The sequence below is a fragment of the Streptomyces sp. NPDC018610 genome (assembly GCF_044391765.1).
In the GTDB taxonomy this organism is placed as follows: domain Bacteria; phylum Actinomycetota; class Actinomycetes; order Streptomycetales; family Streptomycetaceae; genus Streptomyces.
Genome location: NZ_JBISAL010000013.1, coordinates 74199 through 86763, shown reverse-complemented (window position 1 = coordinate 86763; position 12565 = coordinate 74199). Strand labels below are relative to the sequence as shown.

The window sequence follows — 12565 nt, the reverse complement described above, 5'->3', positions numbered from 1 at the left end:
CCCCGGATGACCTCGACAGGACTCATCGACGTCCACGCCCACTTCCTCACCGACGGCTACGTGGCCGCCGCCCGGTCCGGGGGCATCGAGCATCCCGACGGCATGCCCGGCTGGCCCACATGGACCGTCGACCGGCATCTCGACCTGATGGAGCGCTCGGGCATCGAGAAGTCCTACCTGTCGATCTCCTCGCCGGGCGTCCATTTCGGTGACGACGGCGCCGCCCGGGCCCTCGCGCGGGAGGTCAACGCGTTCGCCGCCCGCGTCCGCGGCGAGCATCCACGGCGGTTCGGGCACTTCGCCTCCCTCCCGCTGCCCGACGTCGAGGGTTCGCTCGCCGAAGCCGCACACGCCCTCGACGAGCTCGGTGCGGACGGAGTGGCGGTGGAGACCAACCACCACGGCCTCTACCTCGGCGACCCCCGCCTCGAACCACTGTGGGAGGACCTCGACCGCCGCGGCGCCGTCGTCTTCGTCCACCCCACCTCACCGCCCCACGCCGACGACCTCTCCCTGAACCGGCCGCGGCCGATGCTGGAGTTCCTCTTCGACACCGCCCGCGCCGCGAGTGACCTGCTCTTCCGCGGCGTCCTCACCCGTCACCCGCGCATCCGCTGGGTCCTGACCCACGGCGGCGGAGCACTGCCGCTGCTCGCGGACCGCATGGAACTGTTCCGCACCCTGCTGGGCACAGGCCCCGAGGACGCGCCGAACGCCGTGGAGCAACTGGGCCGCCTCTGGTACGACATGGCCGGCACGCCCTTCCCCCGCCAGATCCCGGCCCTCGACGCGGCGTTCGGCACCGAGCGTCTCCTGTACGGCAGCGACTACTGCTGGACGCCCGCCGACGCGGCCCTCGCCCAGGTCAGGACCGTCGACGCGGCGGTACAGCCGTCCGCCACCGACACCTGGCGGGACCTCACCACCCGCAACGCACGCCGTCTGTTCACCGTGAATCCGGCATGACCTGACGCAGGCCGGAGGAACGGACGACCCGGGCCCGGCGCGGAGCCGACCGTCGAAGCCCAGTGATGACACCAAGGAGTGACATGAGCAGGTACGTCAACCCGTCCGCGATCAACGGGCGCGTGGTGGTGCGGGACGTCACCGTCGTCGATCCGCTGGACGGGAGCCGCACCCCGGGCCAGGACGTGGTCGTCGAGGGCGGCCGGATCAAGGCGGTGACGACGACCGGCGCGCCGGCCGCCGGCGCACACGTGGTGGAGGGACGAGGCCGGTTCGTCGTCCCGGGGTTCATGGACATGCACATGCACGCCTTGAACACCCCGCAGGATGTCGACGGCACCTACGCGCTGATGCTCGCCAACGGTGTCGTCGGCTTCCGCCAGATGTCGGGCGACAAGGCGCTGCTGAAGTCGCGGCGCGAAGGCAGGCTGCCCCGGCCGACCGGCGCACCCGCGCTCAAGGCGACCTCCGGCGACCTGCTGACCCCGTTGAACGCGAGCACGGTCGAGGGAGCGGTGCGGGCCGTCCGGGAGCAGCACCGGGACGGCGCCGACTTCGTCAAGGCCGGCGCCACCACCCGCACCACGTTCATGGCCGCCCTCGAGGAGGCGAACCGGCTCGGCATCCTGCTGGGGGGTCACCTGCCGGCGGACCTCGACCCCCGGGAGGCCGCGCGCGGCGGGGTGTGGTCGATCGAACACCTCGGCCCGGGTGTCACGGTGTTCGCCGCCGCGTCCTCCCGCGAGGCCGAGGTCCGGGCCGCCAACGCCGCCCGCAAGCTCCCGCCGATCCCCAAGGTGAAGTTCCCCGGTGCCGACAAACTGGCGATGAAGCTGGTCAAAGGCATGGCCGTGAACCCCGCGACAGGCACCTCCGAAACGGAAGCCCACGCCTACGAGCTGGCCGACCGCTCCTACGACCAGGCCAAGGCGGAGGAACTGGCCGCCCTGTTCGTCGAACACACCACCTGGCAGTGCCCGACGCTGATCCGGGTCCACACGCAGCAGTTCGGCGACTCCCCGGAACACACCGCGGACCCCCGACGCCGCTACATGGCCCCCGAGGAGCTGCGTGCGTGGGACAAGTCGGCGAGGAAGTTCTCGAAGCTTCCCGACGCCACCCGCGAGGCCCTGCGCGGGCACTGGACCGCGCAGCTGCGGATGACCAAGACCTTCGCCGACGCCGGAGTCCCCATGATTGCGGGCTCCGACGCCTGCGGAGCGGCGGGCATCATCCCCGGCTTCGCCCTCCACGACGAGTTCGACCACCTCGCCGAGGCCGGGCTGGACCCGCTGACCATCCTGCGGATGACGACGACCGAGCCGGCCAGGTTCCTGGGCGAGGAAGGCGCCTTCGGCCGGATCCTCCCCGGCATGCCCGCCGACCTGGTGCTCCTGGACAACGACCCGCTGCAGGAGCACACCGCCCTGCACCGGATCGTGGGGGTGATGCGCGACGGCTCCTGGTGGTCCCGCACCGACCTCGACGCGGTCCTGGAGCGCATCGCCGCCAAGCCCGGCGCCCACTGAATCCGGGATCTCCACGCCCGGCGGGACGGGACGAGAGGAACGCACCGAGGTCGACGGCGGCACCGTCGACCTCGTCTCCCGCACCCGCATCGTCCACCGCCTCGAACGACGCGACGGCCGTCGGGGCATCGTCGTGTGTGTGACGGCCGGTGCGGGGCGCACGAGCGCTCCGGCGGGCAGGTCGGGCAGTGCCGCCCGAGCAGCCGACCCGGCGCGTGTCGGCATGCTTCTGTGCGACATACTCTCCCGATGAGTTCACGCACTTCCCCGATCAGCCGGCCGATCAGGATTCGGAGGGCCGTGGCGCGGGACGCCAGACGGCTCACGCGGCTCGTGCGTGGCTCAGGCGCCTACGCGGGCCAGTACGCGGCCGCGGTCGCGGGCTACCGGGTCGGGCCGGATTACATCGAGGCCCACCGCGTCTTCGTGGCCGTCGACGCAGACGAACCCGACGGGCGGGTGCTCGGGTTCTACTCGCTCGTCCTCTCCCCACCGGAGCTCGACCTGCTGTTCGTCGCCGACGAAGCGCAACGACGGGGTATCGGGCGGCTGCTCGTCGCGCACATGCGGTCCGAGGCCCGTGCCGCCGGACTCGACCGCGTCAAGGTCGTGTCGCATGTTCCCGCCGCGGACTTCTACCACCGCGTGGGCGCGGTGCGGACCGGGACCGTGCCGGCGAACCCGCCCGCCATGCCGTGGGACCGTCCCGAATTCGAATTTCGCGTCGCTCCGGAATGAGCGCTCCTTGTCGACGGCGAACCCGTTGCGGCGCAGCCGCCGCAGTCCGGTCCGCGGCCGGGCGGGATCCGCGGCGCGCGGCCACGGCACCAGGGACTGGGAGTGCGTGGCCGGCTCCAGCACCGGTCCGGCTCGGCAGACACACCTGCCGTCGTTCGAGGGCGTCGAGATCCGGGACCGCTGTCTCGAAGGCCGATGTGGAGAGGGTCCCAATTCGTCCGGCGAGGCCGGCGGAGCCGGAGGGACTGGCGAAACGTCTGCAGGACCGGGCCCTTGCTGACGGACGACAGCTCCTGGCGCGGGGGCTGCTGTAGGCCACGGCACGGATCCTGATACGTCCTAGCCGTCGATGTCGAGGGCCGTGCCGTACAGGCGGTCCACCTTCAACCGGATGACCACCCGGCGCTCGGCGACCAGCTGTTCGAGGAACGCGCCTTCATCCTCCGGCTTCGCCGCTCGCGGGATCATCTCGAGGAGTTCCCGCCCGACGGCGTCACCGGGAACGGTGGTGGTCTCGGAGACCTCGGCTTCGCCTTCGGCGACGGCGAACGACCACACGTCGCCACCTTGCACATGGAGCGCCGCCCGCGGTTCACGCCGCAGATGCCCGACCTTGACCCGGTCGGCCGTCGTCGAGAACCGCACCGTGCGGGCTTCGGGATCCCAGCTGTACAGCATGGTGGTCAGGTGGGGGTGGCCGCTGCGCTTGACGGTGGCGAGCGTGCCGAACTGCTGCTGGCCGAGGAGCCTGGAGAGGGCTTCGTCGGACAGTGGGCGAGGTGCTGGTCCTTGCGTCATGACGTGATCAACGTCCTTGGCGGCCCCGCTATTTCGGGGACGGCACGTCCGAGACCACTTGCGCGACAGAAGTCTGTCCCCGTCGCCGGCGTCGGTGTGCCGCGGCGGGGCGTCCGGTTCTCCGGCGTGGCGGGCAGCGTCCCGGACGCGCTCGCCGAGGCCGTCGACCTCGTCGCCCCGGGCGAGCCCCCGTCCCCGGTCGGGACACCTGGCCACCCGCCACGGCGAGGACCGTCGCGGTGCAGGCGGGGGTTTGTCAGACGGTCCCTAGGCCGCCGGCTGGGCCGCGCCCATGCGCAGCAGGGGGCCGCCGCTGATCGCGGTGAGGGCGAGGATGCCGACACCGGACACCAGGATCGGGACGTTGACCTGCGTGTACTTGGCGACGACACCGGCGGTGATCGCGCCGAACGGCGAGACGCACACCGACAGCAGACGGAAGGCCCCGTTCACACGGCCCAGGATGGCCGTCGGGATGGTGGTCTGCCGGAACGCGGTGATCAGTGTCTGCCAGGTGGCGATGCCGAATCCGACGGCTCCGAAGGCGACGGCGGCGACGACGGCCACGCGGGTGCCGCCGAGGAGCAGGCAGGCGACGCCCATGACGGCGAGGGCGGCCACGGCGCCGGGGAGGACGCCGATCCTCCGTCGCACCCAGTCGCTGCCCAGCCCGCCGACGACCCCGCCGAGCGCGTTGGCGGCGAGGAAGAAGCCGTACGCGCTCTCCGGAAGGTGCAGCCACTGGACGACGTAGAGGACCATGAGGACGCCCAGGCTCATGGTGAAGAAGTTCAGCGCGCCGAGCACCAGGGCCAGCCGCATCAGCAGCGCGTCCGAGCGCAGGTGGCCGATGCCCTCGCGGACCATCGGCCACCAGCCGGCCCGCGGCCCGCTCGGAGCGGTCCGCAGCGTTCGCAGGACCGGGAACAGCAGCAGCATCACCCCGAGCAGGAACGAGGCGCCGTCGAGGAGGAAGGGAGCCGCGGCGGCGAAGGCGAACAGCACACCGCCCAGCGGCTGCCCGATGCTGTCACGCAGCACCACCTGCACCGCATCCCGTCCGGCGCGGTCAGCTGGTCCGGACGCCTGGGCGCGTTCAGCGCCCGCAGCAGGGACAGCACGTGCGCGTCGACGGGGATCCGAGGCGCCGGGACTTTTCGGCAGTCGGGACTTTTCGGGAGCGCCGTTCGGAAAGCGGTCGATGACCTCGCCGAGCGGGCTTGTCAGGACGGCGACGATTCGGAGCGGCGGAACAGCTCGTCCGAGTGGCAGCAGGAGGGGTGCTGGAAGCGGTGGGCGACGTCGAGCCAGGTGGTGTGGGGAGGGGCGGGAGTGTCCGCCGGGCCGAGGGCGGTCAGGTCGTCGCGGTGGTGGGGGATGCCGTCGCGCAGCACCACGGGTGTGTCGACGAGGGTGTCGAAGTCGTCGAACGGATCGCCGTCGACCACGGTCAGATCCGCGAGCTTGCCGGCCTCGACCGTGCCGAGGTCCCGGTCCAGACCGAAGAGGCGGGCCGGGCCGACGGTGACGGTGTGCAGGGCCTGGGCGGCGCTGAAGCCGTGCCGGTGCAGGGCGCGCAACGCCAGGTGGAGGGAGAGGCCCACGGGCACCAGGGGCGAGTCCGTGCCCAGGACGAGTACGGCTCCCCGCTCGGTCAGCCGCCGGTAGTCGGCCATCTCCGTGGCCAGGGAGTCCAGTTGCCGCCGGGTGGGCGCGGTAGCGGCGCGGTCGCGGACGGCGGCGGCGTCCCAGGGCGGCATCAGGGCGTTCACCCGCGGGTCGTCGGCGAGGGCCGGGTCCGCGCCCAGCAGGCACTGCGCGGTGAACGGCGTGGCGATCAGCGCGAAGGCGCCGTCCGCGTACTGCTCGACCAGGTCCTGGCGGACGCCTCCGAGCGGCGTGGTGGCGTGGCCGTACGGCAGCCGCTGGGTGGCCTGCAGATGCGTGGTCAGGTCCTGGCCGGCGGCCCGGCCGGGGAAGATCAGGTGACTGCCGCACGGCACGCCCAGCCGGTGCGCGGCCCGCGCCGCCAGTGCCATGGTCTCTCCCGGCGCGCGGACATACGTCTTGACGAAGTCCACGTCCAGAGCGGCGGCCCGCCGCAGCGTGGCCCGCACACCCGGCTCGGTGCGGTGGGCGCGGCCCATGCCGTACGCGGTACGGGCGCCGTCGATCAGTTCGGCGCACGCCAGTGACCTGGGACCCAGTCCGTGCCCGGAGGCGGCCGACTCGCGCAGCCGGACCGTCTCGTACAGCGGCCCGCCCATGCAGGCGGTGGTGGTGATGCCGTAGGCGAGGAAGGTCAGGTTCTGCCGGGCGCCGTAAGTGGCGGTGTAAGGGTGGGTGTGGCTGTCGAACAGGCCGGGCAGGACGGTCTGCCCGGAGGCGTCCAGGGTGCGGTGGCCCGGCCTGCGGGCACGGTGCGGCTCGACGGCGGTGATCCGGCCGCCGCGGATCAGGACGTCCATGTCCTGGCGCGGCGCGCTGCCGGTGCCGTCCCACAGCCGCCCGGCGTGGACGCGCAGCGGCTCCCACGATCCAGGCGCCCGCCGGGCGGTCAGCGTGAGCGGGACGGTGCGCGGACGGCCCGGGACGTGTGCGGAGTCGAGGCGGAGCAGCCGCAACGCGCCGCAGGAGAGATAGAGGAGGGTGCGGGAGTCGCCGGCCCAGCTCGGGTGGTCGGCCGGTTCGTCGGTGAGCCGGCGGGCGGGGCCCGTGGGCGTGCCGTCGGCGGCGACGGGCAGCAGCCACAGCACCGACTCGGCGACGAACGCCATCCAGCGGCCGTCGGGGGACCACACGGGTCCGGCGGCGACCCGGTCGGACAGGGACTGGTGGTCGGCGGGCAGCCGGCGTCGCTCGGCGCCGGTGCGGACGTCCACGATCCGGATGAGGTTGTAGCCCTCGCGGAAGCGGCGGTTGAGCCGGTTACGGTCGCAGAACGCCAGGTGGCGGCCGTCCGAGGACCAGGTGGGCGCGCCGGGAGGCCCGTCGGTCGCCATGGGGCGGGCCGCCACCCGCTCCTCGCCTGTGGCCAGGTCGCGCACCAGCAGGTTCCCGGTCACGTCCTGGCAGGCCAGGAGCGAGCCGTCCGGCGACAGCGCCGGATACAGCCGTCCGTCGCCGGTGACCCGCTCGTCATGCAGGTCGGCCAGGCGCAGCCGGTGCACGGCGGTCAGTCCGTCGCGGTCGGTGCAGTACAGCAGGCTGCGACCGTCCGGAGCCCAGGCCGGCGCCTGCAGGTAGTGCACGTCGGCGGCCCGCACCAGGCGGCGTGGGACGGCCGCCGGCCCGGTGTCCTCGAGCGGGAGCAGCCACAGGGCGTTGAGCGCGACGAACGCCGCGCTGCGGCCGTCCGGGGCCAGCACCGGACGGTGGAGGCCCCGCACGGGAACGGGGACAGCCGGGTCGGGGACCCTCCGCGCGGGCCGGTGGTGCGGCCCGGGCACCGGCATCGGCGCGGTGAAGGGGATCTCCTCGACGTCCGCGGCGCCCTGGGCGCCCACACGGCGGACGCGGATGCGCCCGTCCGCGACGTACAGCAGCCGGTCCTCGCCCAGCCAGCACGGCGGGGCCGCCGCCAGGTCCTCGCCCTCGGCGATCACCTGGTCGTCCACCATCAGCGTCGCCGTGGCGGCCGGCAGCGACGGCGAACTGCTCGTGCCCGTCAGCCGCAGATAGGCGATCCGGCCGGCGGGGGAGACGGCCGGACACAGCAGCCGGCCGGCGGCGACCGTGCGCAGCACCCGCGCCGGGCCGCCCGCGGTCGGGACACGCACCAGGGACAGACCTCCGTCGTCACCGCCGTCCGGGGTGTGGGCGGCGCGCACGCACACCAGCGACCGTCCGTCCGGGAACCACGCGGGGTCGTAGTCCTCGTGGTCGCCGCCGGTCAGCCGGGTCGGCCGGCCGTCGCTCACGTCCAGCGTCCACAGGCCGAAGGCGCCCCCGGCCACCGGATCCCCGCCGCGCTCGGAGGAGAACGCCAGCCGCGTGCCGTCCGGCGACCACGCCACGCCCCGGTCGTCCCACGGACCGTCGGTGAGCCGGCGCAGCCCCCCACCGTCCGGCCGCATCGTCCACAGATGGAAGCCGCCGCCCTGGTAACCGCACACGGCCACGGTCCGTCCGTCCGGGGAGAGCGCGGGCCGGGTCGCCTCCAGCTCCCAGCGGGTCAGCCGTACGGCGTCGCCGCCCACGCGCGGGATCCGCCACAGAACGCCCTGCACCTCGGCGACCACGAAGTCCCCGCCGAGCCGGGCGGTGACCGATCCGCCGGTCGTCTCGCGGTACGTCAGCACGCGCCCCGCCGCGGCGGGGCGCACCCGCAGGGGGGACACCGCGGCAGCGCCCGCGGCAGACGCCTCCAGGAAGGATCGCCGGCTGACGAACCCCTGACCTGTGTCCATGCCGTGTTCCTCTCGATGCGAGTGCCGGGGACCGGCGGGTCCGCTGGCACACAAGCACCTGGCGGCCTCAGGTCAGGCTCCCTGATCAACCGGCGTCGCGAGCTCGGGTCACGGTCCGCACGGGTGACGTCGTCCCGACGAGGGCAGGGCGTTCTCACGCGCGCGGCGGTCAGGAGGAACTGTCGCAGGTCCGCTCGGCCTCGGCGCGGGACACACTGCGCCGTACATCGGCGTCCGCCAGCTCCTGGCGTTCGGCGGCGCCCGGCGTTCCGCCGGCGGCGATCTGGGCTTCGTAGGCCTTCTTGGTCTCGTCGAAGTCCTTCTGCGCCCTGTCCGCGGCCGCCTGGGCACTCGCGCAGTCGTCGGCCGCGGCGGCGGGCACGGGACGCGCGGTGGCGGGAAGGGACAGCAGCGCCGTGACGGCCACTGCTCCGGCGCGTGCCTGGATCGATCGCTTGGGACGAGGCGTGGGACGACTCATGGGGTGACCTCCTCCGGGCCGTACGCCCGCGAGCGGTGACCGGCTCACGGCGTCACGGCGTCAGCGTGACCCACTGGTCCGCGTCGCTGGTGTCGACGCACTTGACCGACACCCCGATGTTCTCCCGCACACCACCATCACACCGAAGGACGTACACGGCCACCGGACGGGGTGATGCGCGGGCGGGCCGACTCGCGGGGGCGGGGTGTGGTGAAGGGGCACTGCGAGATCACCCGTCGCGGTCGTCCGGCACCACCGGCAAGCGGTGCGGGTTCGGTGGCGGAGCTCCGCGACGCTCGATCCTCCTCGCTGTCAGGTCCGGCGGGCGTGGGACGTGAGGCGATCGGCGAACTCGGCGACGAGGTCGCGCAGCTCATCGGGGCGTTCGATGACGAACGGCCGGTCCAGTGAGGCGAGTACCGGAGGCAACCAGTCCAGCCGCTCCGCCCGCAGCTCGACGCGCAGCCAGCGCTCGGCCGGCCGCTCCTCGCCCGCCACGGGCGCGCGGTCCTCCGGACTCCCGCCCGCCACGGGCGCGCAGTCTTCCAGACTCGCGACACTGGCGGGAAGACGGGCGCGGATCTGGCCGACCGTCCCGTGGATCCGCAAGGTCACCGCGTGCCGGTACTCGGCCGTGGCGAACGCAGACAGCACGCGCTGTGCCGGATCGAGGCCCTCGGGCACGTCGAACGAGCCGGGCAGGGTCCGCGCGTCCGCGACGCGATCGAGCCGGAAGGTTCGGTCCTCGCCGCTTCGGGCGTCCTTGCCCGTGACGTACCACCGGCCCGCGTGGGCGACGATCCCGTAGGCGTGCAGCGTGCGTTCGCTGCGCTGCCCCTCGCGGTCGGTGTAGCGGATCGAGACCGGTCGGCGGTGGCGCACCGCGTCGGCGACGGTGAGCAGGATCCCGGCGTCCGGGGTGTCGAACTCGCCGGGCTGATCCGTGAAGGCGAGAGCTTCCAGGAGTGTGTCGAGCCGGTGGGCGACATGTTTCGGCAGCACCCGCCGGATCTTGGCCGCCGCCGTCTCGCTCGCCGTGTGCTCCGTCGTCGTCAACCCCGCTCGGCGGCCGGCGACCAGGCCGAGCAGTACGGCCAGCGCCTCGTCGTCGCTGAGCATGAGCGGAGGCAGGCGGTATCCGGGGGCGAGCCGGTACCCGCCGTAGCGGCCGCGCACCGACTCCACGGGCACGTCCAGGTCGATCAGTTGGTCCACGTACCGCCGCACGGTGCGCCCCTCGACGCCGAGCCGGTCGGCGAGCTCGGCCACCGTCCGGATGCCGCCCGACTGCAGCAGTTCCAGGAGGGTCAGCACGCGGGCGGTCGGTCGAGGCACGCTGCGCAGCCTAACGCGGATACAGGACCGATTCTGTCCACTATTTCTCCTAGCCTGCGCAGTGCACGCCACCGGCACAGCCAAGGAGATTCCCATGGACTTCGTCTCGATCCGCATCATCACCAGCGACGTCGCGCGTCTCGTCGAGTTCTACGAGCGAGCCACCGGAGCGCGGGCGACGTGGGCCACCGAGGACTTCGCCGAACTCCGGACCGGGAGCGCCACCCTCGCGATCGCGAGCACCCGCACCGTCGCGCTGTTCGCCCCGGGCTCCGCCCGCCCGGCGGACAACCACAGCGTGATCACCGAGTTCCTCGTCGACGACGTGGACCGCGTCCACCAGAACCTGACCGGCTTCGTCGCCGACTTCGTCACCGAGCCCACCACGATGCCCTGGGGCAACCGGTCGCTGCTGTTCCGCGACCCCGACGGCAACCTCGTCAACTTCTTCACCCCCGTCACCCCGGCGGCCATCGAGAAGTTCGCACGCTGACGCCCCGCACAGCCGCTCACCCGGGAGTCCGAAGACCCCGGGAGTCCTGGCCGCGTGGCATCAGCGCCCTTCCCTCAGCGGAGGGAAGGGCGGCCCGCGCGGCCCTCCGTCGGCCCGCCGCCGGATGGACGCGGGCGAGGTGTTCGGCAGAATCGTGCTGACACCCTGATCCAAACGAAAGACCCTGGTCCCGTCGGTCTCGCGGGAGACGGGAGACCTTCGTGTGCCGACCCGCAGGCGGAAGCGATCGTCGTCGCGGACGGTGGTCCTCCGCGGTCCGCAGCGGCGTGCCGTGGCGGGCCGCCGGGCGGCGGGTGAACATTGGGGTGTGGCACCTTCGGCCCGTGGACGTGAGGTAGCCGGGGCGGCCGGCCATCGGTGCCGTCCGGGTGCGTGTCGGTGCCGGTCAGGGCCCCATGGAGAGCCGATCCGGTGGACGCGATCGTGGGGAGGCGGTATGTCTCAGCCCCGTCAGGAGCAGTCTCCGCCCGGTGTCACGGGTGAGACGGCTCCCCGGTCCGATCACGGCGCGGAGAGCCCCGGGGGTTCGGACGCCTTTCCGGCGAGGCGACGGGTCACGGTCACCGGCGGTCGGCGGGTCCGGTGAGCGGCCGCGTGCCGAGCCTGTATCCGCTGCGGCTGACCGTCACGGCCAAGCCGCTGGTGTTCGGCGGGCACGCCATCGCCCGCCGCCTGGGCAAGACCGGCATCCCGGACTGGAGCGTCGCGGAGACCTGGGAGTGCAGCGACGTCACCGGCGCCGTCGGCGTGGTGACCGACGGGCCGCTCGCCGGACAGTCCCTGCGCCAAGTGGTCACCGATCATCCCGAGGCACTGATGGGCGCCGGATGGTCCGGTCAGTGCTTCCCCGTGCTGACGAAGTTCATCGACGCCACCGGCACCCTGCCCGTGCACCTGCACGCCGACGACGAGACCGCCCGGCGCTGGGAGGGGCAGCGCAACGGCAAGACCGAGGCCTGGCACATCCTGGCCGCCGCCCCCGGCGCGACCGCCCTATGCGGCGTCCAGGACGGCGTGACGGCCGGCAGGCTGCGCGCCGCGCTCGAGGCGCAGGACTTCGACGCCGTCCTGCGCCGCCTGCCGGTACGGGCGGGGGAGACCCTCTACGTCCCCGGCGGCACCCCGCACAGTTTCGGACCGGACACCCTGGTCTACGAGATCGAGCAGACCTCCGACGTCCAGCAGCACGCGATGCGCTGGCACATGGAGGACGGCTCGCGGGTGGGAGACGCGGAGTTCGCCTCCAACCTGGACATGCTGATGCGGCAGGCAGACCTGGAGACCAGGCCGGACTTCACCCCCGGACTGGGCATCGCCGTCGGCGACGGAGTGGAACGGGTCTTCCTGAACGCGGGCCCCTACTTCGCCCTCGAACGCGGGTGCGCCGGGACCGCGGAGCCGTTGCGGCACTCCTTCGCCACGGCGCAGATCCTCACCAACGTCGGGGCGCCGGTACGGGTGCGCACGGGCGGCTGGAACGAGGAACTCGGCCGGGCGGAGACACTGCTGGTGCCCGCGGCCTGCGCCGAGGTCGAGATCACCGGACCGGCCGACGTCCTGTTCGGCTACCTGCCCGACCTCGACCGCGACGTCCGTACACCACTGCTCGCCGCCGGCTACCCGCGCCCGCTCATCGACTCCCTCGGGCCGGACGCCGGCGCACGCCGCGCCGGCGGACGAAGCCCGTGAACCCGGTCGGCCATCCCGCGGGAGCGACGGTCACCAGGCCGCCGCCGACTCGCGGCTGACGACGTGCCGCGGCCGGGGCCACTCCTCGGTGATCTGGTGACATGGA

Annotated in this window: 10 protein-coding genes; 5 read left to right on the top strand and 5 right to left on the bottom strand. The window is 73.2% G+C overall.

Features of this window, described 5'->3' with window-relative positions; genetic code table 11:
* Nucleotides 1-6 precede the first annotated feature (6 nt).
* The 3 genes from ACH5A8_RS29825 (at nucleotide 7) to ACH5A8_RS29815 (ending at nucleotide 3233) form a co-directional block, all read left to right on the top strand.
* Nucleotides 7-966, top strand: coding sequence for an amidohydrolase family protein (locus tag ACH5A8_RS29825; RefSeq protein ID WP_399007076.1), 960 nt, complete (start codon nucleotides 7-9; stop codon nucleotides 964-966).
* Between the two features lie 83 nt (nucleotides 967-1049).
* Entirely contained in the window at nucleotides 1050-2495 is a 1446-nt protein-coding gene (locus ACH5A8_RS29820; RefSeq protein ID WP_399007075.1) for an amidohydrolase family protein, read from the top strand.
* A gap of 249 nt (nucleotides 2496-2744) precedes the next feature.
* Nucleotides 2745-3233 (top strand): GNAT family N-acetyltransferase, encoded by a 489-nt coding sequence (locus ACH5A8_RS29815; protein ID WP_399007074.1) that lies wholly within the window; start codon nucleotides 2745-2747, stop codon nucleotides 3231-3233.
* A 339-nt stretch (nucleotides 3234-3572) separates the two neighbouring features.
* Here ACH5A8_RS29815 and ACH5A8_RS29810 read toward each other — a convergent pair whose 3' ends face one another.
* The 5 genes from ACH5A8_RS29810 to ACH5A8_RS29790 form a co-directional block, all read right to left on the bottom strand.
* A complete protein-coding gene (locus ACH5A8_RS29810; protein ID WP_399007073.1) occupies nucleotides 3573-4031 on the bottom strand; it encodes a pyridoxamine 5'-phosphate oxidase family protein in 459 nt (152 codons plus the stop codon).
* A gap of 267 nt (nucleotides 4032-4298) precedes the next feature.
* On the bottom strand, nucleotides 4299-5072 hold the full coding sequence (locus ACH5A8_RS29805) for an MFS transporter (RefSeq protein WP_399007072.1): 774 nt from the start codon (nucleotides 5070-5072) through the stop codon (nucleotides 4299-4301).
* A gap of 182 nt (nucleotides 5073-5254) precedes the next feature.
* Nucleotides 5255-8440, bottom strand: a complete 3186-nt coding sequence (locus ACH5A8_RS29800; RefSeq protein ID WP_399007071.1) for an amidohydrolase family protein — start codon at nucleotides 8438-8440, stop codon at nucleotides 5255-5257.
* A 169-nt stretch (nucleotides 8441-8609) separates the two neighbouring features.
* Complete coding sequence (locus ACH5A8_RS29795; protein ID WP_399007070.1) at nucleotides 8610-8921, bottom strand: hypothetical protein; 312 nt, start codon at nucleotides 8919-8921, stop codon at nucleotides 8610-8612.
* 312 nt (nucleotides 8922-9233) lie between these two features.
* Complete coding sequence (locus ACH5A8_RS29790; protein WP_399007069.1) at nucleotides 9234-10256, bottom strand: helix-turn-helix transcriptional regulator; 1023 nt, start codon at nucleotides 10254-10256, stop codon at nucleotides 9234-9236.
* Nucleotides 10257-10350: 94 nt separating this feature from the next.
* Here ACH5A8_RS29790 and ACH5A8_RS29785 point away from each other — a divergent pair, with 94 nt between their 5' ends.
* Together ACH5A8_RS29785 and ACH5A8_RS29780 are read left to right on the top strand one after the other, a co-directional pair.
* Nucleotides 10351-10749, top strand: coding sequence for a VOC family protein (locus ACH5A8_RS29785; protein WP_399007068.1), 399 nt, complete (start codon nucleotides 10351-10353; stop codon nucleotides 10747-10749).
* Between the two features lie 615 nt (nucleotides 10750-11364).
* Complete coding sequence (locus tag ACH5A8_RS29780) at nucleotides 11365-12459, top strand: class I mannose-6-phosphate isomerase (RefSeq protein ID WP_399007067.1); 1095 nt, start codon at nucleotides 11365-11367, stop codon at nucleotides 12457-12459.
* Nucleotides 12460-12565 lie beyond the last annotated feature (106 nt).